The following is a 25518-nucleotide window of genomic DNA, read 5'->3' on the forward strand; positions in this document are numbered from 1 at the left end:
AAAATGCATTTACCATTACCATAGTTACCTATAAGTAACCTACGCACATGAAAGTGCATCATTGCCTTTTTGCATAAATATAGATACACTTTTAATATAATAAACAACTGAGATGATTAAGGAGTGTTACACTTGGCAGAATTATTACAAGGAAAAAATGCTTTAATTACAGGAGCAGGTAGAGGGATTGGTCGCGCTGTAGCGATCGCATTAGCGAAAGAAGGCGTAAATGTTGGTCTTTTAGCTCGTTCAGAAGAAAACTTAAAAGCAGTTGCGAAAGAAGTAGAAGCAGAAGGCGTAAAAGCTGTTATTGCGACTGCTGACGTATCTTCATATGAAGAGGTGACTACTGCAATTGAAACGTTAAAAAATGGTTTAGGATCTATCGATATTTTGATTAATAACGCTGGCATTTCTAAGTTCGGTAAGTTTTTAGAACTAGAAGTTGCTGATTGGGAAAAAATCATTCAAGTAAACTTAATGGGTGTATACTATGCAACCCGCGCCGCTTTACCAAGCATGATTGAACAACAATCTGGTGATATTATTAATATTTCATCTACAGCAGGACAAAAAGGTGCACCTGTAACAAGTGCATATAGTGCTTCTAAATTTGGTGTTCTTGGTTTAACAGAATCGTTAGCAATGGAAGTTCGTAAACATAATATTCGTGTAACAGCGTTAACTCCAAGTACAGTAGCAACTGACATGGCTGTAGACTTAGGATTAACTGATGGAAACCCTGATAAAGTAATGCAAGCAGAAGATATTGCAGAGTTTATCGTAGCGCAGCTGAAATTAAATAAACGTACATTTATTAAATCTGCTGGACTTTGGTCTACTAATCCGTAAGGGCTAAAGTTATCCCGCATTAACGGGCAGTAAAACTCCCACCTCAAAATTCGGCTGGAGCAAAGAAGTTAGGTGGGAGATCAACTGCCCGTAAACGCCCGATTGGTTCAACTAATAATCAGTGGGGGATGAACAAAACCCCCACTGATTAAAGTTTCACTTTATAAACAAAGAAGGGACATCTATTCTGTAATGGAATGGGTGTCCCTTCTTTATTTTTTGTATATAAAACAGAATTTTCGGTATAATTAAATATGAATGGTAGAAAAGTATTAAAAACTTTAAGGGGATGGTATTTACATGAGTACGATTGAGAAATGGACGGCTGTGGATCAATATATGAGTGATGTATTAATACCGAAAGATTCTACATTAGAAGAAGTTCTTCTAGCAAATGCTGCAGCTAATTTGCCGGCACATGATGTATCGCCAACTCAAGGGAAGTTTTTACAACTATTAGTACAAATTCAAGGAGCTCGTAATATTTTAGAAATTGGCACTCTAGGCGGATATAGCACTATATGGCTTGCAAGAGCATTGCCATCTGGAGGGCGAATTGTTACATTAGAAGCAAGTGAAAAGCATGCTGAAATTGCACGGAGCAATATTGAACGTGCCAATTTGAATGATAGAATAGAAATACGAGTAGGATTAGCGTTAGATTCTTTACAGAAAATAGAAAACGAGAAGTATGAACCATTTGATTTTATTTTCATAGATGCTGATAAACAAAATAATCCGGCTTATTTTGAATGGGCAATGAAACTATCACGCCCTGGTACTGTAATTATTGGGGATAACGTAGTACGTGAAGGAGAAGTTATTGACAATACTAGCAGCGATCCTCGTGTACAAGGGATACGCCGATTCTATGAATTAATAGCTGCTGAGCCGCGTGTAAGTGCTACGGCGCTTCAAACTGTCGGAAGTAAAGGGTATGATGGATTTGTAATGGCAGTCGTTAAAGAATGATGTAAGGAGATAAGTGGAATGAAAAAGATGTTTCAAAAATTATAACATGTATCGTGTGTAACAAAGTTAGCCCGAGGACCTCCAACATACATAACAATATAAGTTTATATAAAAAATTGGAGGTTAGGAATAGATGAGAACTGAAAAAGAAATGCTAGACTTAATTATAAATACAGCAAAAGAGGATGAAAGAATTCGAGCTGTCATTATGAATGGGTCACGTGTGAATCCAAATGTGAAAAAAGATTGTTTCCAAGACTATGATATTATTTATGTTGTAAAAGATATACAATCTTTTACGTGTAATCATAGTTGGATTCATAGATTTGGAGAAATAATGATTGTGCAAATGCCGGAAGAAATGTCGTTAGTTCCAGCGGATGAAGACGGGGAATTTCCGTATTTAATGCAGTTTATGGATGGAAACCGGATTGATTTAATGCTAGTTCCAGTGGATTTAATAAATAAATTTATTGGACAGGATAGTTTAAGTAAATTACTACTGGATAAAGACAATTGTATTGGAGAATTTCCGCCAGCAAGTGATAAAGATTACGTTATAAAAAAGCCTACAGAAAAAGAGTTTTTCGATTGCTGTAATGAATTTTGGTGGTGCAGCACAAATGTAGGGAAAGGGTTATGGAGAGAGGAATTTTCTTATGCGAAAGGAATACTTGAAGGCCCTGTACGAGATATGTTAATCGTAATGATAGAATGGCATATTGGCATGAAAACAAATTTTACAGTGAATACCGGAAAGTTTGGTAAGCATTTCGAGCAATATGTTGAAAAAGATACGTGGGAGCAATTTAGAAAGACATTTTCAAATGCAGAATATGAAAATATATGGCAGTCATTCTTTGTAATGGGAGATCTATTTAGGGAAGTTGCGAACGAAATTGCTAACGCTTATGGATATCAATACCCGCAAGGTGATGATGACAGGGAGACAAGTTATTTAAAACATGTGAAAGTTTTGCCGAAAGATAGTACATCGATTTATTAATTTTATAAAGCAGTAAGACTGTCCTAATTATGGACAGTCTTATTTTTGTATATTGATAAGAATTTCTCTAACAAAGTGCAGATGAATCACATATGAAATTTTAGGGAGGTTTTTATCATGTATTATTTTTATGCGCCAGAAATGTTCGTTCCATTTCAGTTGGGGACAGAACGTAATATTTCGTATGCTTATATGCCATATCATTCATTTTATTATGGAGACTATATAAACGCATTGCCATACGCATTACATGTTCCTCAAAATTATGAAGCCCAAATGAAAGAAGAGGATCGAGGGTCATGGACACCATTTTCATGGGTCGAAAAATATGCGTATGCATTTTCAGGACCATACAATAAAGCAGAAGTAGCTCTTACATTTGATGATGGACCAGATTTAGTATTTACTCCAAAAATTTTAGATAAGTTAAAACAACATAATGTGAAAGCTACATTCTTCTTGCTTGGTGAAAATGCAGAAAAGTTTCCGAATGTAGTAAAGCGTATCGCGAATGAAGGGCATGTAATTGGTAATCATACGTATAGCCATCCGAATTTAGCGAAAGTAAATGAGGCTGAGTACCATAATCAAATTATAAAAACGGAAGAAATATTAAATCGTTTAGCTGGTTATGCACCGAAATTTATTCGTCCACCATATGGTGAAATACTTGAAAATCAATTGAAGTGGGCAACAGAGCAAAATTTTATGATTGTACAGTGGAGTGTTGATACAGTTGATTGGAAAGGGGTAAGTGCTGATACGATTACAAATAATGTGTTAGGGAATTCATTTCCAGGTAGTGTCATACTTCAACATTCGACTCCAGGTGGACATTTGCAAGGGTCTGTAGATTCGCTAGACAAAATCATTCCGCAGTTAAAAACGAAAGGAGCACGTTTTGTAACACTTCCAAGCATGTTCCAGACATCTAAAGAGAGGAAATAGAAATGTTAATAATTGGAACGTGTGAGGTTGTATAGTATAATAAAAGTGTAAGTTAAGAGGGGATATAGTTGATGTATGCACTAGTAAACATAGGAATGAGCATATTGATTGGTATTATATTTATACTTGCCGCACTTGTTCTTCAAAAGAATCCACCAACAGATATAAACACAGCATATGGTTACCGGACGAAACGATCTATGAAAAATAAAGAGTTATGGGCTGCTGGTAACAGGTATAGTACGGCAGTGATGAAACAAAATGGATACATTATGATGTTAATTGGAAGTGCTATTAGTATATTGTTTAGATATCCCCATACAACAGCAGTGATTGTGGCTGTCATGCTGTTGTTAATCATTCGCTTATTTATGCGGGTAGAGAAAAGGTTGAAGATACTTGAGCAATAATAAAAAAGGACTCCCGAGTAATTTAAACTGGGAGTCCTATTGTTTTTATAAACTATTATTTTTTAGCAATTCTTTTCCTTGTTCTACAACAAATTCATAGTATTCAAGGTCATATGGATAAATATCTTCAAATGTTATCGTTATAGGCTTACTGTTTAAAACAGAAATAGCCGTTAAAGATGAAATATCTTTTTTAAATAGTTGTAGAAATGAAGTTGCATGTACTTTCATCACATCGTCTACTTCTTCACCTGGTGCGAATGGAAGCGGATTGACGACATTGTGAAAATACATATGACAAAACTCGCGATCAGTAAGATTTGAAATTTCATAATCTATTTTAAAGATTCCGTTGTATGCTAAATCAGTCGTTTGAAAGGAAAGCCCCAATTCTTCTTCAATTTCACGTAGGCCACCGATTTGTACATCTTCATCATGCATAATGTGTCCAGCGGATGTAATATCCCATATACCCGGAGCTTCTTTTTTATTTTTAGAGCGTAATTGGAAATATAAGAACATATCCTCAGCATCTTTTTCTACAAACCAGCAATGAAATGTTTCGTGCCAATCACCGTCACGATGCACTTCATCACGTAATTTCTTTCCAAGTGTATTTCTTTCAGGATCAAATATTGTTAACCACTCTGTCATTTTAATTCCCCTTTCTGCAAATTTTATTATACAATATTTGTATTGAATTTTGGGAAAATAAAGAAAAAGGAGTGATTATAAGTGAAGAGAGAGAGTAAGGAAATAAAATCAATAATTTCAACTGAGGAAGAATTACGACAAATATTGGGGCAACCAAGTGAACGTGCTTTGAAAAAAGTTATTTCATCACTTGATCATCATTGTGTAGATTTTCTGTCTAAATCTCCTTTTCTAGTATTATCTACTGCAAATAAATTCGGAGAATGTGATGCTTCGCCGAGAGGAGACGCACCTGGATTTGTATATGTATTAAATAAAAATAAAATTATCATTCCAGAAAGGCCGGGTAATCGTCGTATAGATTCAATTTTAAATATTATTTCAAATCCGCACGTAGGGTTAATCTTTTTTATTCCTGGTCTTGGGGAAACACTCCGAATAAACGGTAAAGCATATATTACAAACGATGAAGAAATTTTGAAAGAAATGCAGGCGAAGGGACGTAATCCGTTACTTGGAATTGTTGTTGAAATAGAAGAATGCTATATTCATTGTGCAAAAGCTTTTATTCGTTCAAAAATGTGGGATCCAGAGTCATGGTTAAATACAACAGAGCTACCTTCAGCAGCGAAAATGTTAATGGAGCATGCGAAAGTGAATGCTTCAGAAGAGGATGTTGCGCGCTCTTTAGAAGAAAGTTATACGAAAAGATTGTATTGAACAATTGTAACTACTCAGTCATTCTATGAAAAACCGACAGAAAAGCACTTTTTTAATGGTCGAGAGGGACTGGCTATGTATAGGAGCGGTCAGGGCCTTTTCCTGCCACGCGCAAAGTTTTAAAATAAAGGAAGGTAGCAAGGTGTAGGTCCATTTTTTATCTTCATGGCAGCAATCTATATGCTGAAAAGTGAAAGTAACTTTCTATAGGTAATAAGGGGCGTATTTTCGCTGGAATAATACTCCTTACCAAACTCCTAAATGAAATGTATGGCTGAGTAGGTACAAAAAATTCACTTTATAAATATAGTGTTAAAGCGTAAAACTCTTTTTGTTTTAGAAAGAAATTTTAATATGGATATTGTTGGCTTGTCTGTGATGAATATATGTGACAGAGAATAAGTTTGTTTTAGATAATTTGTTATTGTAAAATATAATAATGTATTTCCTTTAAAATAGTAAATAAAAATAGGCTTGCTTTTTAAAATTTTCATAACTATAATAAGTTAACAAATAGACATGAACGAAAAAGTAACGATAAGGACATGAGATGATTTTTACGGTTTACAGAGAGGGAAGCCAAGGCTGTGAGCTTCCTAACACGAAAAATGATCTTACCACCTTTGAACTTCAATAGTGAACGAGTAATCTAGTAATTATTGACGGTATCAGCCGTTATCTGAACTTGAGCAACCTAGAAGGAAATAAGCCTGGGTTGGAACAAGGGTGGAACCACGAAAACACATTCGTCCCTTTCCTAGGGATGAGTGTGTTTTTTTATAGTTATTAGATTGAAAATTAAAAATAATTAAAAAATAGTATTGATTTTGTTTTTTATGCGAGTATAATGAGTTAACAAATATATATGAACGGAAAAGTAACGATAAGGACATGAAATCATTTTTACGGTTTACAGAGAGGGAAGCCAAGGCTGTGAGCTTCCTAACACGAGAAATGATCTTACCACCTTTGAACTTCAATAGTGAACGAGCAATCTAGTAATTATTGACGGTATCAGCCGTTATCTGAACTTGAGCAATCTAGAAGAAAATAAGTCTAGGTTGGAACAAGGGTGGAACCACGAAAACACATTCGTCCCTTTCCCAGGGATGAGTGTGTTTTTTTTATTACTTTGAAAGGAGGTGCGGTAACATGAAACGATTAGTACGTACGGAAATAACCACCACCTGCATGAAAAAATGGCAGAGCAAGGTGATTGATAGAGATAAAAAATAAAATTTTAGGAGGAGATTAGAAGATGAATAATGTTATTAATGTTGGGGTATTAGGGTTAGGTACTGTCGGAAGTGGTGTTGTCCATATTTTGAAAGAACATTATAAAAAAATCACTCTTGATACAGGATATGAAGTAAAGGTAAAGACAGTCGTTGTACGTGATTTGGAAAAAGAACGTGATGTTTGCATTGATGGAATCGTAGTAACAAGTAATGTTGATGAAGTTCTAAATGATTCAAATATTGATATTGTAGTAGAGGTAATGGGCGGAATTGAAGAAGCGAAAGAGCATATTGTGAAGGCTTTACAAAGTAAGAAACATGTCGTAACAGCAAATAAAGATTTAATGGCCGTATACGGTGCGGAGCTTTTGCAACTGGCAAATAAAAATGAATGTGATTTATGTTATGAAGCAAGTGTAGCGGGTGGGATTCCGATATTAAGAGGATTAACAGACGGGCTAGCGTCAGATCAAATTGAAAAAATAATGGGAATCGTAAATGGAACAACAAATTATATGTTAACAAAGATGAGTCAAAATGGATGGTCGTATGAAGAGGCTTTACAGGAGGCACAAAAATTAGGTTTCGCAGAATCCGATCCAACAGCGGATGTAGATGGGCTAGATGCTGCGAGAAAGGTAGCAATTCTTGCTAACTTAGGTTTTTCGATGAATGTTTCTTTAGATGATGTTCAAGTTAGAGGTATTCGAAAGGTTGAAAAAGAAGATTTAGAGATGGCCGAAAAATTAGGATTTACTATGAAATTAATTGGTAAAGCTGAAAAACAAGGATCATCCATTCACTTAAGTGTAGAACCGACTTTATTACCAAGTCATCATCCGCTATCGAATGTGAATAATGAATTCAATGCGGTGTATGTTCACGGTCAAGCAGTAGGAGAAGTGATGTTTTACGGACCTGGAGCTGGGAAGTTACCAACTGGTTCTGCTGTAGTAAGTGACATTATTTCAATCGTTAAAAATATGAATCAAGTTCCGAAAAATAAAAGTGTATTAAAAGAACCGGAGCCGTATGAATTACAAGGAGATGAAGAAGTAGTTTCGAAATACTTTTTGCGTATTTCATTACGAGATGAGCCTGGAATGTTACAAAAAATAACAGAATGTTTCGTTGATTATTCTGTGAGTTTAAAAGAGGTAATTCAATTACCTTTGAATCGTGAGCTTGCAGAAGTCGTTGTTGTGACGCATCGAACTTCAAAATATCAATTCGAACAAGTTTTAGGGGCGATAGAAGATGTCGCAAGTGAAATAAACAGTTACTACATTATTGAGGAGGAAAAACAATATGTATAAAGGACTATTAAAACAGTATGCTTCTTATTTACCAGTGAATGAAAACACACCTGATGTCAGCTTAATGGAAGGAAATACGCCCCTTATTCCATTATTAAATATATCAAAACAATTAGGGATTCAGTTATACGGAAAGTATGAAGGAGCGAATCCAACAGGTTCTTTTAAAGATCGTGGTATGGTAATGGCCGTTGCAAAGGCGAAAGAAGAAGGGGCAGAGGCAATCATTTGTGCATCTACAGGTAATACATCGGCATCGGCTGCAGCTTATGCGGCACGCCTCGGGATGAAATGTATTATCGTAATACCAGAAGGGAAAATCGCGCATGGGAAATTAGCGCAAGCAGTTGCTTATGGAGCGGAGATTATTTCAATAGAAGGGAATTTTGATGATGCACTTAGAGCTGTAAGAAATATTGCTGCAGAAGAGCCGATTACATTAGTAAACTCAGTGAATCCTTATCGAATTGAAGGGCAAAAAACAGCGGCATTTGAAATTTGTGACCAGTTGCAAAACACACCAGATGTTCTAGCTATCCCTGTTGGAAATGCTGGGAATATTACAGCGTATTGGAAAGGGTTCTGTGAATACGAGAAAGAAAAAGGCTATAAGAAGCCAAGAATTCACGGTTTTGAAGCGGAAGGAGCCGCGGCAATTGTAAAAGGACATGTCATTGAGGCACCTGAAACGATTGCAACAGCGATTCGCATCGGTAATCCAGCAAGTTGGTCGTATGCAGTAGAGGCAGCCGAGCAGTCTAATGGTGAAATAGATATGGTGTCAGATGCAGAAATATTACATGCGTATAGATTGTTAGCAAAAACTGAAGGAGTTTTCGCAGAGCCAGGATCGAATGCTTCATTAGCGGGCGTAATTAAACATGTTCAATCTGGAAAAATCAAAAAAGGCGAAACAGTTGTTGCAGTTTTAACTGGAAATGGTTTAAAAGATCCTGATATCGCAATTTCTTCTAATAAATTTGATATTGCAAGTGTGTCAAATGATATAGAACAAATTAAAGAGCATATTAAAGGGGTGATTATGTCGTGATACCATTAAGAGTTCGTGTTCCTGCTAGTACAGCGAATGTTGGACCTGGATTTGATTCTGTTGGAATAGCTTTGTCATTATATTTAGAAGTGAGTGTAAAGGGAGAAGCTGATAAGTGGCAAGTGATACATTCTTTTGACGATTCAATTCCAACAGACGATAAAAATTTAATTGTTAGCACGGCATGTAAAGTATGTCCTTCTTTATCACCCCATATAATAGAAGTTACTAGTAATATTCCGCTGACAAGAGGGCTAGGAAGTAGTGCATCAGCGATTGTAGCAGGAATAGAGCTTGCGAATCAACTTGGAAATTTACATTTAACAACTGATCAAAAGGTCCAAATTGCTACAAATTTTGAAGGACATCCAGATAATGTTGCTGCTTCTATTTTAGGTGGAACTGTAATCGGAGCACTGGATGGAAAGAATGTTTCGGTTGTAAGGATTGAAAGTAAGGAATTAGGCGTAATTTCTCTTATTCCGAATGAAGAGCTAAATACGGATGAAAGTCGATCTGTATTACCAGAGATGTTTCCGTTTCATGAAGCGGTTAAGGCTAGTGCGATAAGTAACGTATTAGTAGCTGCGTTATGTCAAAAGGAGTGGGAAGTTGTAGGTGAAATGATGGAAAGAGATCATTTCCACGAGCCATATCGTTTAGAACTTGTACCGTTATTACCATCAATTCGTAAATGTGCAAAAGAATTCGGAGCATATGGCACAGCGCTTAGTGGCGCGGGACCATCCATTTTTATTTTAACTCCGTATGAGAAGCGTCAAGAAATTGCTGACCAATTAGCAAGAGTATTTGCAGCTATGAAAGTATGTGAGCTTGAAATCGATCATAAAGGGATTACTGTAAATAAGGAAGAACATATTGGATTATAAAGAAAGCTAGCATCGCTAGCTTTCTTTAAGTTATGGGGAATTTATTTTAACTAGGATTTTTTGGGAGTAATAATATTTTAGAAAGAGAATATAAAATGAATATTAATTTTAGAGGTGATTATATGAGTTCAAAAGAGTCACCAGAAGAAAAAAGAGAGAGTATGAGACAAAGTGAATTGAAAAATAATCCTACCGGTTCTTTGAATGATGGACTCAACAGGGCGGAATCAGGTAGCTCTGTTGATATGACAGGTGGTATGAATTGGAAAGGTACAGGGATATTAATTTTAGTGCTAGTTTTAGGATATATTATATACAGTTACTTTTTCAGTTAAGGAAAGCTTGTTAAAATTTTGATTTGTTTGAACTCATAATTAGTAAAAATGAACTTATTTTTACACTTTGAAGAGGGTCGTCCAAAAAAAATTGGACGGCCCTCTCTTATTATTTGTGTTCGATATAATTTCATGTACTGTTGCAAATTTACCCAATAAGAACATGACTCCATTTCAAAGTTCGGCTTTTGGGGCAGGCCCTATTATTTTTTGCCACATTCCTGTAACAAAGCTCCTGTATATTCAGTGGTGGAGGTGCAGAAGATGAAAAAAATGATAGCAATATGTCTTCTTACTACTATGTCATTTTCGACTTTAGTCGGGTGTGATGTAAAAGGTAATAATGCTTTACAAGAGTCTAAAATAAAGAAAGCGACGTATAAAGATTTTACTTACGATGTAAATCCAGAGACTTTCACGTTAACTGTAGAACATGGTGGTGTAAAGGAACAGGCATCGCAACCGTTACCGAAAATGAAGGTGTCGAATTTAAAAAAAGACAAGGATCGCACATCGTGGGAATATACAGATCAAAAAGTAAAAGTAAACTTAGAAAAGAAAAAAGATCACTTAAATATTGAAGTGGAATCGACTGGTGCAGAAAGTTTTACATGGCCGAAAGTACAAGCTGAAAATTATACACTTCCGTTATGGGAAGGTAAGCAAATTCCAAGTAATGATGAGAATTGGAAGAAGTTTTTAAAGGATGATGCATATTCATTTGCTGAATCATTTTCTATGAAGTTTTTTGCATTAAATGGTTCTAAATATTCGATCGTATATATTGCGAATAATATGTTTAATAATGAATTGAAATTTCATTCAGATCCGAAAATAGGGTTTGATTTTACACATGAATTCCCGAGTATAAATAAAAATAAAACATATGGCTTTCAATTATATGTGACAAATAATGATGCAGTAAGTATCGCAAAACTATACAAGGACAATATTATTGAAAAAGGTGAATTTAAAACATTACAAGAAAAGGCAAGAAAAAATAAAGAAATTGAAAAACTTTACGGTGCAGGTCATTTTTATTTTTGGAATCAAAATGGTTTATCAGAAAGTAATGTAATTTGGCCAAAGCTAAGGGAGCAAATAAATAGTCCGCTGTTTAGCCATATAAAAGAGCTTATTCAAAAGAATAGTTCAGAGCCTGGGGAACTGAATGTATTTGAACAAGTAAGTAAACAAGATTTCATTGATAAGTATCAAAAAAATGTTATTTTGCGTTATGTAAACGAAGCATTATCAATGAAGGAATTGTATAAAGAGGATATTTTCCCGAAAGTTGATCAGGAAGCTAGTGTGTTATTAAAGAAAGGTGTAGATCACTTATCGAAGACAGAGCTGTATAGCTTAAATAAACATTTACTAAAGTCAGTACTCGGTGATGCGGTTGAAGAAGTAAGTAAATGGGGTAATGCAGATGGAACGGATATACTAAAGGAAATGAAAGAGGCCGGGATAGAAAAGGCGTGGATTGGTCTACCGAACTGGGAACAAGGATATATGCAACCTAATTTTGTTACAGAAGCTAAGAAAATGGGATATTTAGTTGGTCCGTATGATTCTTATCATTCCATTCATGAAAAAGGTGATAAAAATTGGAACACAGCGTCCTTTAATGATCCATCGTTATATGAAGAGGGTACTGTAACGAAGAAAAATGGAGAGAAAGTGCAAGGGTTTTTAGGGAGAGGCCGAAAATTAAATCCGACATTATCACTTCCTAGTGTAAAAGAACGAATGAACGATATATTACAAAATGGCCCTAAATATAATTCATGGTTTATTGATTGTGACGCGACGGGCGAAATTTATGATGATTATTCAACAAAACATGTAACGACACAAGAACAAGATTTAAAAGCACGATTAAAACGAATGGATTATATTGCACAAGAAAAAGGTATGGTAGTTGGCTCAGAGGGCGGAAATGATTTTGCGAGTAGTACGATTGCATTTGCTCATGGCATTGAAACACCAGTTATTAAGTGGGACGATGAAGATATGAGGAAAAATAAAACAAGCCCGTATTATGTCGGTGGGTATTGGTCACCAAATCAAAATGTTCCTGAAAAATATGCAAAACAAGTACCGTTGAAAGAAGAATATAAACAAGTATATTTAAATCCGGTATATTCGGTACCGTTATATAAATTAGTATATAATGATTCCGTTATTACAACGCATCACTGGGAATGGGGAAGTTTGAAAGTAAAAGATGAGGTAGGAAATCGTATGTTGTATGAGTTATTGTATAATGTTCCTCCTTTGTACCATTTAGATGAAGTAGAGTGGAATAAGCATAAAAAAGAAATTACAGAGCATCTGAAAGGTTGGAATGAAGTTCATGAAAAGGCAGTAAAAGAAGAAATGACGAACTTTGCATATTTGTCAGAAGATAAGTTAGTACAATCTGCTTCATATGGAAAAAACATTAAAATCATTGTGAATTTCTCTAATGATGATGTGGAAATAGAACAAACGAAAATAAAAGCAAAGTCAGCTTTAATTAATAATAATGGGAAGCAAATAATATACACACCAAATGAGAAATAATAAAGTGAAACTTTAATCAGTGGGGGATTTATCTCTCACTGATTATTAGTCATCACCAATCAAAATTTTACGGCACAAACTTGACTCTTTATTCCTACTAAATTGTGAGGTGAAAATCTTACTACCTCAAATAAAAGAATGATAATTCTGTAAATTCGAATGTTCCGAAGTGTTGGGTTTTTTAAGTTGATAAATAGTGACTTGCCAAAAATAAGCACAAGAGTATAATGTGAAATGGAATACATGTTGGATTCATGAAGTAACCTTACAAAATTGTAAGGTAATTGAAAGGAAATTCAATATGAAGATTAATAGACTTACATTATACTAGGGAAAGAGAAAGAGAGGCGAATGGGTATGAGCTCTGAATTAGAACAAAACACGAGAAGTAATAAAAAACGTTCTAAAAGAAAGTCATTAAAATGGTTCATTTTAATTCCATTTTTCCTACTTATTTTTGGAGGAGTAGGATATGGATCGTTTATATATAACAAAGCAAAAGCTGTTGTAAGTGATGCGTATGCAAAAATTGATAAGTCATCAAAGCGTGATAAAGAAGTTGAACCTTTAAAGGATAACATTTCAATATTAATCATGGGTGTAGATGGAAGTGAAATGAGAAAAAGCCAATACGGCGAAGCAGTTCGGACAGATGCACTTTTATTAGCGACAATTAATAAAGATGATAAGTCAGTTAAATTAGTAAGTATTCCACGTGATTCACGTGTTTATATTCCATCTAGAAAAAAATTAGATAAAATTACACACGCACACGTATTTGGTGGTGTTGAAAGTACACGAGATACAGTGGAACGATTTTTAAATGTTCCAGTTGATTATTATGTGAAGTTTAACTTCGAGTCATTTGTACAAATTGTAGATTCAATTGGTGGTATTGATATTGATGTACCGGTTGCTTTCACTGAACAAGATAGTAAAGACCAAGCAGGTATGATCCATTTAGAAAAAGGTTACCAACATTTAAATGGAGAACAAGCACTTGCACTTGCGAGAACGCGTAAAATTGACAGTGATGCAATGCGTGGTCAAAGACAACAACTTGTAATTGAAGCAATTGCGAAAAAAGCAATGTCTGTTCAATCTATTAGTAAAATGGGCTCTCTACTTGATGCAGTTGATAAAAATATGAAAACAAACTTAACGTTTGATGATATGCTTGCTATTACGAAAAATATGGCAGGATCAGATTTGCAAATGGAAAAGATGCAAATAGAAGGAACGGATAAACGTATTGGTGGTATTTATTATTACATTCCAAACGAAAAAAATGTGAAAGATATTTCGAATAAGTTAAATGAGCATTTAGGTGTTACACCAAAACCAACTCGAAATGAATAAGTATAAAAAAAGGTTGGCCTCAGCCAATCTTTTTTTATGGAAATGGATTGCTTTATTTGTTTTTTTAGTAGAAAAGCTACTAGTTTTTTCAAGTCTACATTCAAATCATTTAAATTTATATAAACAAAAGGTGTAATTGTACGATATACTAGAGGAGAATAATTGGTAATTAACTCCTAAAGTAGAGAAAATAGATTCATCTCATTACAAATTGAAAGCGAATTGAATTGATGGAAGATCAAACAGGTTAAAACAAATCTTCTTGAAAGTTGTACATAGTGCAATCAAGAATTGGTATGAAAAGAATAAAGAGTTTGTTGAGGCAGGAACAACAATTTTGATAAAACTCCCACTATAATTTATATAAAGTTTATATGGTGTAATAAGAATAAATAGATGTATAATTATATTGGGTGATTTATATATAAGATTAATAGGGAGAGGGAATCGATAGAATGGAAAAAGCTTTTAATATTAAACGAGTAGTAGTCGTTTTAATAGCGATTGCAGCAGTAGCTATTGGGTATTTCATGTTTCAATCTATTACTTCACCAGCAAAAGCTGTTGCGAAACAAGAAAATGTAATACAGCTTGCAAGTGAACAACCGAAAGTTGAAATGAATAAAACGGCACCAAGTCGTTTTAATGGACAGGAAAGAAAAGTTGCTTACCTTACATTTGATGATGGGCCAGGAAAATATACGGCTGAATTATTGAATATGTTAAAACAGCATGATGCGAAGGCGACATTCTTTTTAATTGGTGCGAATGTGAAACAGTTTCCTGATTTAGTAAAACGTGAAAATGTAGAAGGACATTATGTTGGAATGCATAGTATGACACACAATTTTGCGAAGTTATATAAAAATGGCGAGTATGTTAATGAAATGAAAGAAGATCAAGGCTTAATCGCAAATATTATTGGGAAAGCCCCTAAATTAACACGTCCTCCATACGGATCGATGCCTGGTTTAAATGAAGGTCTCCGAAATAAAGTAGTTGAGGATGGTTTAAAAGTGTGGGACTGGACAATTGACTCTTTAGACTGGAAATACAATAAAGTGCCAGTTGATGCAGCGGCAGCGCAAATCGCTCAAAATGTATTAGCTGGTGCAACAAAACCGCAAGAAGTCATTTTAATGCATGACATTCACCCGCAATCAGTTGCTGCTGTGCCAGCAATTTTAAAGGGTCTAAAAGAAAAAGGTTATGAATTTGAGGCATACCATGAAGAGAATCACTTCCCAGTGAATTTCTGGCACGATAACCGTATGTAATTGGAGGAATTGAAGTTGAAGTATGGAAAAGTAGCAGTAGTTGGAGCATTATCAGTAGGATTATTATCAGGTTGTTTCGGTGAAAAACCAGAAGAAAATTTATATACGGCTTTTGAAACAGCAGCGACACAAGAAAAATCGTTAGCTGATGATACGAAAAAGTTAGAGCAATTAGAAAAGCAAGGGCAAGAACTATATTCTCAAATTTTACAAGAAGGTAAAGAACATAATGAAGCAGTCACGAAGAAGATAGAGGAAGCTACTGCAAATGTAAATGAGCGTGAGAAAGTATTGAAAAACGAGAAAGAACTGTTAGAGAAAGCTCAGAAGGAGACGAAATCAGTTCAAAGCAATATAGAGAAGCTTGAAGATAAGAAATTACAAAAACAAGCTAAAGCAGTAGAAGAGTCGTATAAAAACCGTTATGCTGCATTCCAAAAAATGAATGAGGATTACACGAAGGCGTTAGCGAATGAAAAAGAGCTGTATGAAAAATTAAAAGTAAAAGAAACGAAGTTAAAAGAAATTGGTGAAAAAGTTAAAACTGTTAATGAGTTAAATGTGGAAGCTCAAAAGGCGAAAGAACAATTTAATAAACACACAAAAGAGTATAATGACAGTAAATTAGCATTTTACAAAGATGCACAGATTAAGACTAAAGAACAAAAATAAAGAATGATCTTAATCCTAATAAAAAAGCTATAGAAAAAGCCGGAGAAACATTGCAAAAAGTGTTTTTTCGGCTTTTGTCGTTAAATGAATAGAAAAGACTGGAATTGATATCATAAAAGAGTTATAGTGTATTATTCGAAGGAAAACATTGTAAAGTAAGGAGAATGAAATATGTCATATGAATTTTTATTCAAATTAGGTTTAGCACTCTTTTTAGGATTATTCATCGGAATAGATAGGCAGCTAAAGAATAAACCGCTTGGTGTGAAAACAAGTATGGTTATTTCCGTAGCGAGTTGTTTAATTACAATGGTTTCAATTGAATCAGTGAATGTTTATTCTGTACCGGGTCATACAAACATGGATCCAATGCGTCTCGCTGCTCAAATTGTAAGTGGTATCGGTTTTCTTGGAGCGGGGGTAATTTTACGAAGAAGTAATGACGTTATTTCTGGATTAACGACAGCTTCAATGGTGTGGGCTGCTTCAGCTTTAGGTATTGCGATTGGAGCAGGATTTTATATACAAGCGACGGTTGCTATGGTTTTAATTATATTAGCAATCAATGTACTTCCTCACCTTGTGAAAATTGCAGGCCCATATTCATTGAGACAAAAGGACTTGTCTATCAAAATTACTGTAAATGAGCATCGAGAGTTAGACGGGATTTTTAAGCAAATTAAAAATTTAAATATGCAAGTGAAGCGAGTGAAAATTAAAGATATTGATAATGGAGCATCTCAGCAATTAGAAATGGTAATTTTAGCTCCAGAAGATTTATATACAACTGAGTTATATAGTTCTCTAAAAGAAATCGATCATGTTGTATCTGTTGAAGTTGAAAGTAGATAAAAAAGATTGAAAAGGGTGATGAAAATTCACTCTTTTTTTATATGGGAAAAAACATTTTGCTATAATCATTTACAAAAGGGGATGCAAATGATGGAGATACATATTCGAAGGGCAACGAAAGATGATATTGCAGGTATAGTAAAAGTGCATGTGGAGAGCTGGAAAACCACATATAAAGGGATATTCGCTAACGAAATTTTAGAAAATGTAACATTCGAACAAAGAAAAAAGCAATGGGAAAACATTTTTCAAAAAGAAGACAATCTACAATATAGATTTATAGCAGAGATGTTAACTGGAGAAATTATTGGATTTATCGATGGTGGAACTGAAAGAATGGGTACATATAATTGTGATATGGAATTATATGCGATTTACATTTTACAAGATTATCAAGGTTTGAAAGTAGGGAAAAGATTATTTCAAGCTTTACTGTCAGAATGTATAAATAATAATATGGAATCTCTTTTAGTTTGGGTAGTTTCTAATAATCCTTCTAAAAAGTTTTATGAAAAATATAATCCGGAAAAAATTGACACGAAACTTTTAGAAAGACTAAATGTAGAAGAAATAGCATATGCTTGGCGAGATATGGATTGTTTATACAAATCACTATCAATTTAGAAGAAGATAATATTATTATGTAAACTTAATTTACAAGAATGAAAAAATACATCAATTATTATATTGGTGTATTTTTTGTTGATGGATTAAACGTTTTGAAAAGATGAAAAGTTTAGTTAGATAAAAAAATTCTGAAATATATATTGAAATGATTATCATTATCAATTAGAATCATAGTTGATAATAAAATTCAACTGTCAGAAGTTTTATAAAAAAATGATAGTGTTCGTCTAAAAGAGGAGGAGCAGTATGCAGCATGCGAAACAAATCGCGGAACATGCAACAATACAAAGCTTTTTAAATTGTTATTTAAGAGAAACAGGAAGTGGAGAATGGATTACGGAGGATAAAAGGATAGAGGATATTTTCTGCCATTCATTTCAAAGAGATACTATCCCCACTTATTTATGCTGCCCTTTATCGGCACAAAACGTTACTTTGTATGGGGAAGTTATATATAAATCATCAACGGACCGTCATCTATTTGGAGAACAATTTTATTACCAAATTGGCGAAAATAAAAATGTTATTAAAGCAGATTATATTACGGTTATTATGTTTTTAATAAAGGAAATGTCTATTAACTATGGAGAAGGTACGAATCCTGATGAACTTATGCTTCGAGTTATTCGTAGTTGTCAAAATATTGAGAAGTTTATACAAGGAAGGGAGCAGGATACAGCTGAATTATATGGTTTCCATACGACTTTTATAGAGGCGGAGCAATCTTTATTATTTGGACATTTAACTCATCCTACACCAAAGAGTAGACAAGGTATATTGGATTGGAAAAGTTCAATGTATTCTCCTGAATTAAAAGGGGAGTGCCAACTTCACTATTTTCGGGCACATAAAAGTATAATAAATGAAAAGTCATTGTTACAAGATTCCACAACGGCGATGATAAAAAAGGAATTAAAGTACGATGAAAAGGTTAATCAAGAATTTATTGAAAAGTACTGTCAAGAAGATGAATATTCATTAATTCCAATCCATCCGCTACAAGCAGAATGGCTATTACATCAATCTTATGTGCAAAATTGGATGAATCAAGGCGATCTTGAATATATCGGTCCAGTAGGTAAGTGTTATATGGCGACATCATCACTTAGGACGTTATATCATCCTCATTCCAAGTACATGCTTAAATTTTCATTCCCTGTAAAGGTGACGAATTCAATGCGTATTAATAAATTGAAGGAACTTGAGAGTGGTCCTGAAGGGAAGGAAATGTTAAATACTAAAATTGGTGAAGTGTTAGAAAAGTTTCCGGGGTTTGATTTTATATGTGATCCCGCCTTCATTACAATAAATTATGGTATGCAAGAGTCCGGATTTGAAGTAATTATTCGGGAGAATCCTTTTTATAGTGAAAATGAAAATGATGCAACGCTTATCGCTGGATTAGTACAAGATGCAATTCCAGGTGAAAGAACTCGTTTAGCGAATATTATCCACCGCTTAGCAGATTTAGAAGGTAGAAGCTGTGAAGAAGTAAGTTTAGATTGGTTTAGACGATATATGAATATCTCTTTAAAGCCGATGGTATGGATGTATTTACGTTATGGCGTTGCATTAGAAGCGCATCAACAAAATAGTGTTGTTCAATTGAAAGATGGTTATCCAGTTAAGTTTTACTTCCGTGATAATCAAGGTTTTTATTTCTGCAATTCAATGAAGTCAGTGCTAGATAATGAACTAGCCGGTATTGGCGAACGTACTGGAAATTTATATGACGATTATATTGTAGATGAAAGGTTTCGTTACTATTTAATTTTTAATCATATGTTTGGACTTATTAATGGTTTTGGTACAGCAGGATTAATTAAGGAGGAAATTCTTCTCTCTGAATTAAGGTCTGTACTTGAATCATTCCTTCCATATAACCGTGAACCTTCTACATTTTTAAGAGAATTGTTGGAAGAGGATAAGTTGGCATGCAAAGCAAACTTGCTAACGAGATTTTTCGATGTTGATGAACTGACAAATCCTTTAGAGCAAGCAATTTATGTACAAGTAGATAATCCACTCGTTAGAGAAGTGGCTGTTCGTTCATAAGTAGTGCTAAAATTTCACGTAATACAAATAATGGAATTCAATATTCCGTATTATAGCGGAGGGATTTATGAAAGAAGAAGTTTATCACATAAAAATATTGAAGGCACTCCAATCAAAAGAGTACATTTCAGTAAGAAGAAGAGTATTCCGGCAATTAGTAGAATCGTTAATTTATGAAGAAATCATTACGCCGATTCGTATACAAAAGGGAGAGCAAATACTTTTTATAATACAAGGTCTTGATGAAAAGAATCAAAATGTAACGTACCAATGCTATGGACAAGAACGTATGACATTTGGGCGTATTTGTTTACATGACTCATTAATAATGAGAGTTCAAGATGAGGAAGAAGAAATACAATCAGTTTCACAATTTTTACAGGAGATTTTTCGAATTGTTCAAGTTGATCGAACGAAATTGGATTCTTTTATTCAAGAATTAGAACAAACAATCTTTAAAGATACGATTGCACAATATGAGAGAAGTTGTGAAGAAGACTATCTTGCGAAATCTTATGATGAGCTTGAAAGTCATTTAATAGATGGACACCCGTATCATCCTAGTTATAAAGCACGCATCGGGTTTCAATATCGTGATAATTTTCAATATGGATTTGAATTTATGCAACCAATGAAAATTATATGGATTGCAGTTCATGAGAAATATACGACTGTAGGATATGAAAGTGAAGAGAGTTATAACTGTACCTTTAAAGAAGAAATTGGTGAAAAGAAAATCGAAGAGTATATGGATCGTATTCGAAAAATGGACTGTGATTCGAAGAAGTATATGTTTATACCTGTTCATCCTTGGCAGTGGGAGAACTTCATTATTCCGAATTATACTGACCATATACAGGATAAATATATTATTTATTTAGGGAAATCAGAAGATGATTATTGCGCGCAACAGTCGATGCGGACATTAAGAAATGTTACGAACCGAGCGAAACCATATGTAAAGTTATCAATGAATTTACTCAATACTTCAACTATCCGTACATTAAAACCACATTCGGTTGTGAGTGCACCTGCTATATCGAATTGGTTAAAAGATATAGTAGATCATGATCCGTATTTAAGGGATGAATCGCGTTTAATTTTGTTAAATGAATTTTCGAGTGTTACGTACGATGCGAATAAAAAAGCTACATATGGCTCATTAGGATGTATTTGGCGCGAAAGCGTTCACAAATATTTAAATAAGAAAGAAGAGGCAATCCCATTTAACGGTTTATATGCCAAGGGAAAAGATGGGACACCAATTATTGATTTGTGGTTAAAGAGATATGGAGTAGAAAGCTGGCTACAATTGCTTATTCGAAAGGCAATTATCCCAGTTGTACACCTCGTTGTAGAGCATGGAATCGCATTAGAATCACATGGACAAAACATGATTTTAGTTCATGAAGAAGGAATACCAGTCCGTATTGCACTAAAAGATTTTCATGAAGGACTGGAGTTTTATCGTCCATTTTTGAAAGAAATCGAAAAATGTCCTGACTTTACTAAAATGCATAAAACATATGCGAATGGTCAAATGAATGATTTCTTTGAAATGGACCGTATTGGATGTTTGCAAGAAATGGTTTTAGATGCGCTTTTCCTATTCAATCTAGGTGAACTGGCTTTCGTGTTGGCAGATGAGTATCAGTTGAAAGAGGAACAATTTTGGATCATTCTTGTTGAAGAAGTAGAAAATCATTTTGAAAGATTTTCACATTTGAAAGAACGTTTTGAAGCATTACAATTATATGCACCTACATTTCATGCAGAGCAATTAACGAAGCGGCGCTTATATATGGATGTGGAATCACTTGTTCATGAAGTTCCAAATCCGTTGTATAGAGCAAAGCAACTTACAATACAAAAATCAGTTGTTACAGGGGGAAATCATGCTAATCGTTAATAAACAAGAATTTAGCAAAAATGATTTTGAATTGAGATTACAAGGTTACGAGGGAGTGGAACAATTTCAAGAAGCAGAAGGAAATAGATTTGCACTTTGTCTGAAAGATCCATTCGATATTATTACGCTTGTGTTTTTCCTAAAAGAAAAAAGAGCATCTGTGCTACTTATTCATGAAGATACGCCAAAGGATACAGCTATTGAAATGGCAAAGCGTGCAAAGTGTACTGCACTTTTATACGGAGAAAGTAACGACTTTACAAAATTAGAAGTTCCAAATCTATTACAAGAAGAACCGTCTTTATTGCAATATAGTTCAGGCACAACAGGAGAACCAAAACTAATTCGTAGAGCATGGACGGAAATTGAAACGGAAATTGCTGCTTACAATGAAGCTTTAAAATGTGAAGAAGACGAAGTGCCAATTGTAATGGCTCCAGTTTCACATTCATACGGATTAATTTGTGGCACGTTATCAGCAATTACGAGAGGTAGCAAGCCTATAATCATTACTAATAAAAACCCTAAATTCGCATTAAATATAGTTCGTAATACCGAAAAACATATCATATATACAGTACCACTTATGCTACATATTATGGGGAGTTTTCCACAAGGGACTTTTCAGTTTCATAAAATTATGACATCAGGATCACCATTGCCAGAACCGTTATTTTATAAGTTAAAAGGCATGACGAAATATATGATGCAGCAGTACGGCTGTTCTGAAGCTGGTTGCATTAGTATATGTCATGATATGAAGACACATTTAGACTTAGGGAAGCCACTTTCTCATGTAAGTATTAACATAGGTTCAAATGAAGATGAACCTGAAGAAATCGTAGTGAAAATTGCTGGAAAGGATATTTATACGAAAGATTTAGGGTATAAATCTGAGCAAGGCCTTCATTTCATGGGGCGAATAGATGATGTTATTAATGTGTCCGGTCTAAAGGTCTTTCCTATAGAAGTGGAAGAAACGATGCTTCGATTAGAAGGTATTCAGGAGGCGATTGTATACCGCGGCAAGCATCCTGTGATGGGGGAAATTGTAAAAGCGAAAGTAGTCTCTCGTATTGAACCAGTACAAATAAGAGAATGGTGCATACAGCATTTACCATTTTATAAAGTACCGCATGAAATTGAAAATGTAGCAGAGATTCCGAAAAATAAAACAGGGAAAGTAAGTCGTAAGTTATTAGAGATGGGAGAGATAACAACATGAGTCGTGAAATGTTAAAAGAAGCAGTTTTAAGCATTATGAGAGAAAAAATGGAACTGAAAAATGTAACGCATTTAGAAGAAACGATGCGTTTAAATCAAGATTTATATATAGATTCGGTAATGATGTTACAGCTTATAGTATACATAGAAATGGATTTAAAGCTATGCGTTCCAGAGGATGAGATAGACCCAAAGGCGTTTCTTACTGTAGGATCTTTGCTTGAATTTATGGAAGAGTTGCAGCCGTTACACGAAGTAAATGTGAATAACTAACCTTTTAGGAAAGTGGATGAGAGTATGACTTCAATTAAAGTTCACTGTTTAGTGAGTTGTTTTTGTGAAATTATAAAAAGGCGTAGCGATATAGATTTCCGTCCATTTTATTTCGGATTATGGGATGGAGATTTTGATATAACAGAAGGCGGGGTTATTTCTTATCATTCCGAAAACATTAACCATGATAACTACTTACTCTGGTATGAAAAATTGTATGGTATTAAAGTGAACGAATGGTACGATCATTCAAAAGATAAAAGTAGCAATGTAGAAACATTTTTAGAATTAGTAGAAAATAAGCCGGAAAATCGTTACGTAATTGTAATGGTTGATATGTCTTTATTGCCTGAGAGAGAAAATAAGTTTCATCAAAAACCGTTTCCGCATTACTTAATGATATCGAAGACAGAGAAAGAAGATGAATGGTTCATGCTTGATCCTGATTTTCGCTGGGAAGGGAATATGGAAAGAGAAAAAGTGCTCCATTCTGTTAAAGATAACCCATTTGGTGGAGGTTATTTCATTGATATAGAAGGAATTCAGGAGCCAACACAAGAGATGGTAGAAAGTTATTTCATGGAAACATTCAAAAAGAATGATAACAAACTAACTATGGAATTAAAAAATTTAATAATAAAAATGGTAAATGAAGAGGATGGGTATTCACTTTCCAGGCTCGTAACGGCAGTAAAGCAAATACCCGTATTGGCAATACGTAAATATAGCTATGAACATGCCTTTGCATACTTCCGTGAAACTCTACAATATTCGGAGCAAGAATTTGATTATTGGTGTGATCGAGTGGAAGACATTGTACAAGGATTTACAAATGTACAGTACCGCGCAATCAAAATGGTAATGACAAACGATAAAGATATGTTAATCCCAATTGTTGAGAAGCTTAATGAAATGAATACAATTGAACTGCAGATTAAGGATGAATTAGAGAAACAGTTTCTGTCATGGAAAGACATGATAACAAGTCAGTCTGTCTTAACTAATACAAGTTCATTGAATATAAGATAAGGGAGTTCAAACCAATGAAATATTCGCTATGTACAATTTCATTTCGCCATCAACTAATTTCATTTACTGATATTGTTCAATTTGCATACGAAAACGATTTTGAAGGAATTGAGTTGTGGGGGACCCATGCACAAAATTTATATATACAAGAGCGTGAAACGACAGAACGAGAAATAGATTATTTAAAGGATAAAAATTTAGAAGTTACGATGATAAGTGATTACTTGGACATATCATTATTAGCAGATTTTCAAAAAACGATGGAAAAATGTGAACAGTTGGTAACACTAGCTAATTGGTTTAATACAAATAAAATTCGTACGTTTGCTGGGCAAAAAGGTAGTGAGGATTTCTTGGAACAAGAGAGAAAAGAGTATGTGAAGCGAATTCGCATGATTTGTGATTTATTTGCTCAGCACAATATGTATATACTATTAGAAACACATCCAAATACGTTAACGGATACTTTACCGTCTACTTTGAAATTGTTAGAAGAAGTAAATCATCCATATTTAAAAATAAACCTTGATTTTCTTCATATATGGGAGTCTGGTGCAGACCCGATAGATAGTTTCCAGCGACTAAAGCCGTGGATACAACATTACCATTTTAAGAATATATCATCAGCGGAGTATTTACACGTGTTTGAACCAAATAATGTATATGCCGCTGCTGGAAGTCGTATAGGAATGGTCCCATTATTTGAAGGTATAGTAAATTATGATGAAATCATCCGGGAAGTGAGAGATACTAATCATTTTGCTTCGCTTGAATGGTTTGGGCATAATGCGAAAGATATACTGAAAGAAGAAATGAGAGCATTAACAAGTAGAAAATTAGAAGTAGTAACCTCATAAGATGAAATGATGTAAGAGTCTTGTTTAAGAGACTCTTTTTTTATGGAATAAATAACCAAAAATTACCATGTATTTAATTTCGGATTTGGTACAATTTAATATATATAAGGAGGTGATCGGTAATGGCTAGAAATCGTAACGCTAATCAATTAGCATCACATGGAGCACAAGCAGCTCTAGATCAAATGAAATATGAAATTGCACAAGAGTTTGGTGTACAGCTTGGGGCTGATACTTCTTCACGTGCAAACGGTTCTGTAGGCGGTGAAATTACAAAGCGCCTTGTAGCGATGGCAGAACAACAGCTTGGTGGCGGATATACTCGCTAAATGTAGAAGGTTATAGGAGAAAGGAAGGATTCTTCCTTTCTTTTTTATTTTCAATTAATTGGTATGGATATATTGTGAACAGGATTCAAAGAATA

At 34.4% G+C, this 25518-nt stretch carries 24 protein-coding genes and 2 other annotated features; of the genes, 23 read left to right on the top strand and 1 reads right to left on the bottom strand.

Annotated features, from left to right (window positions below):
• Positions 1-132: 132 nt before the first annotated feature.
• From NSQ47_RS04290 to NSQ47_RS04310, 5 genes are all read left to right on the top strand, one after another.
• On the top strand, positions 133-852 hold the full coding sequence (locus NSQ47_RS04290) for a 3-ketoacyl-ACP reductase (RefSeq protein ID WP_002012353.1): 720 nt from the start codon (positions 133-135) through the stop codon (positions 850-852).
• A 300-nt stretch (positions 853-1152) separates the two neighbouring features.
• Positions 1153-1824 (top strand): O-methyltransferase, encoded by a 672-nt coding sequence (locus tag NSQ47_RS04295; RefSeq protein WP_002158261.1) that lies wholly within the window; start codon positions 1153-1155, stop codon positions 1822-1824.
• Between the two features lie 133 nt (positions 1825-1957).
• Complete coding sequence (locus tag NSQ47_RS04300) at positions 1958-2830, top strand: aminoglycoside 6-adenylyltransferase (protein WP_341036221.1); 873 nt, start codon at positions 1958-1960, stop codon at positions 2828-2830.
• A gap of 117 nt (positions 2831-2947) precedes the next feature.
• Positions 2948-3778 carry a peptidoglycan-N-acetylglucosamine deacetylase gene (locus NSQ47_RS04305; protein ID WP_002158259.1) on the top strand — a complete coding sequence of 277 codons (831 nt, stop codon included), beginning with the start codon at positions 2948-2950 and terminating at the stop codon, positions 3776-3778.
• A gap of 71 nt (positions 3779-3849) precedes the next feature.
• Positions 3850-4188, top strand: a complete 339-nt coding sequence (locus tag NSQ47_RS04310) for an SdpI family protein (protein ID WP_341036223.1) — start codon at positions 3850-3852, stop codon at positions 4186-4188.
• 45 nt (positions 4189-4233) lie between these two features.
• On the opposite strand, the gene NSQ47_RS04315 is transcribed toward NSQ47_RS04310, so the two are convergent.
• On the bottom strand, positions 4234-4842 hold the full coding sequence (locus NSQ47_RS04315) for an NUDIX hydrolase (RefSeq protein WP_341036224.1): 609 nt from the start codon (positions 4840-4842) through the stop codon (positions 4234-4236).
• An 81-nt stretch (positions 4843-4923) separates the two neighbouring features.
• Between NSQ47_RS04315 and NSQ47_RS04320 the strand changes: the two genes are divergently transcribed.
• The 18 genes from NSQ47_RS04320 (at position 4924) to NSQ47_RS04405 (ending at position 25423) form a co-directional block, all read left to right on the top strand.
• Positions 4924-5562 (top strand): pyridoxamine 5'-phosphate oxidase family protein, encoded by a 639-nt coding sequence (locus NSQ47_RS04320; RefSeq protein ID WP_341036225.1) that lies wholly within the window; start codon positions 4924-4926, stop codon positions 5560-5562.
• Between the two features lie 525 nt (positions 5563-6087).
• Positions 6088-6319 (top strand) — a binding site (T-box leader).
• Positions 6320-6433: 114 nt separating this feature from the next.
• Positions 6434-6665, top strand: a binding site (T-box leader).
• A 155-nt stretch (positions 6666-6820) separates the two neighbouring features.
• Complete coding sequence (locus NSQ47_RS04325) at positions 6821-8116, top strand: homoserine dehydrogenase (protein ID WP_341036227.1); 1296 nt, start codon at positions 6821-6823, stop codon at positions 8114-8116.
• On the top strand, positions 8109-9167 hold the full coding sequence (gene thrC, locus NSQ47_RS04330) for a threonine synthase (protein ID WP_341036229.1): 1059 nt from the start codon (positions 8109-8111) through the stop codon (positions 9165-9167). The genes NSQ47_RS04325 and thrC overlap by 8 nt, the downstream gene beginning before the upstream one ends.
• The gene (gene thrB, locus NSQ47_RS04335) at positions 9164-10057 is read left to right on the top strand and encodes a homoserine kinase (RefSeq protein WP_341036231.1); all 894 of its coding nucleotides are present in this window, start codon (positions 9164-9166) and stop codon (positions 10055-10057) included. Before thrC ends, thrB begins: the two co-directional genes overlap by 4 nt.
• Positions 10058-10179: 122 nt before the next feature.
• Positions 10180-10392, top strand: a complete 213-nt coding sequence (locus NSQ47_RS04340; RefSeq protein ID WP_341038206.1) for a DUF6366 family protein — start codon at positions 10180-10182, stop codon at positions 10390-10392.
• Between the two features lie 264 nt (positions 10393-10656).
• Complete coding sequence (locus NSQ47_RS04345; RefSeq protein WP_341036232.1) at positions 10657-12960, top strand: glycoside hydrolase; 2304 nt, start codon at positions 10657-10659, stop codon at positions 12958-12960.
• Between the two features lie 357 nt (positions 12961-13317).
• Positions 13318-14319: an LCP family protein gene (locus NSQ47_RS04350; RefSeq protein ID WP_341036234.1), complete on the top strand. Its 1002-nt coding sequence runs from the start codon at positions 13318-13320 to the stop codon at positions 14317-14319.
• A 455-nt stretch (positions 14320-14774) separates the two neighbouring features.
• Entirely contained in the window at positions 14775-15596 is an 822-nt protein-coding gene (locus NSQ47_RS04355) for a peptidoglycan-N-acetylglucosamine deacetylase (RefSeq protein ID WP_341036236.1), read from the top strand.
• 15 nt (positions 15597-15611) lie between these two features.
• Complete coding sequence (locus tag NSQ47_RS04360; RefSeq protein WP_002202330.1) at positions 15612-16268, top strand: YkyA family protein; 657 nt, start codon at positions 15612-15614, stop codon at positions 16266-16268.
• 171 nt (positions 16269-16439) lie between these two features.
• Entirely contained in the window at positions 16440-17120 is a 681-nt protein-coding gene (locus tag NSQ47_RS04365; RefSeq protein ID WP_002200827.1) for an MgtC/SapB family protein, read from the top strand.
• An 87-nt stretch (positions 17121-17207) separates the two neighbouring features.
• The gene (locus NSQ47_RS04370; protein WP_033714695.1) at positions 17208-17744 is read left to right on the top strand and encodes a GNAT family N-acetyltransferase; all 537 of its coding nucleotides are present in this window, start codon (positions 17208-17210) and stop codon (positions 17742-17744) included.
• 249 nt (positions 17745-17993) lie between these two features.
• Positions 17994-19802 carry an IucA/IucC family protein gene (locus NSQ47_RS04375; RefSeq protein WP_341036239.1) on the top strand — a complete coding sequence of 603 codons (1809 nt, stop codon included), beginning with the start codon at positions 17994-17996 and terminating at the stop codon, positions 19800-19802.
• 67 nt (positions 19803-19869) lie between these two features.
• The gene (locus NSQ47_RS04380; RefSeq protein WP_341036241.1) at positions 19870-21711 is read left to right on the top strand and encodes an IucA/IucC family protein; all 1842 of its coding nucleotides are present in this window, start codon (positions 19870-19872) and stop codon (positions 21709-21711) included.
• Positions 21698-22936 carry an AMP-binding protein gene (locus NSQ47_RS04385; protein WP_078181408.1) on the top strand — a complete coding sequence of 413 codons (1239 nt, stop codon included), beginning with the start codon at positions 21698-21700 and terminating at the stop codon, positions 22934-22936. The genes NSQ47_RS04380 and NSQ47_RS04385 overlap by 14 nt, the downstream gene beginning before the upstream one ends.
• Complete coding sequence (asbD, locus tag NSQ47_RS04390) at positions 22933-23208, top strand: petrobactin biosynthesis protein AsbD (protein ID WP_340986305.1); 276 nt, start codon at positions 22933-22935, stop codon at positions 23206-23208. The genes NSQ47_RS04385 and asbD overlap by 4 nt, the downstream gene beginning before the upstream one ends.
• A gap of 24 nt (positions 23209-23232) precedes the next feature.
• Entirely contained in the window at positions 23233-24237 is a 1005-nt protein-coding gene (locus tag NSQ47_RS04395) for a DUF6005 family protein (protein ID WP_002158240.1), read from the top strand.
• 14 nt (positions 24238-24251) lie between these two features.
• The gene (locus tag NSQ47_RS04400) at positions 24252-25094 is read left to right on the top strand and encodes a sugar phosphate isomerase/epimerase family protein (protein ID WP_002158239.1); all 843 of its coding nucleotides are present in this window, start codon (positions 24252-24254) and stop codon (positions 25092-25094) included.
• 122 nt (positions 25095-25216) lie between these two features.
• Positions 25217-25423 carry an alpha/beta-type small acid-soluble spore protein gene (locus tag NSQ47_RS04405; RefSeq protein ID WP_000113539.1) on the top strand — a complete coding sequence of 69 codons (207 nt, stop codon included), beginning with the start codon at positions 25217-25219 and terminating at the stop codon, positions 25421-25423.
• Positions 25424-25518: the final 95 nt, after the last annotated feature.

This window comes from Bacillus sp. FSL R10-2780 (assembly GCF_038006125.1).
GTDB lineage: Bacteria > Bacillota > Bacilli > Bacillales > Bacillaceae_G > Bacillus_A > Bacillus_A cereus_U.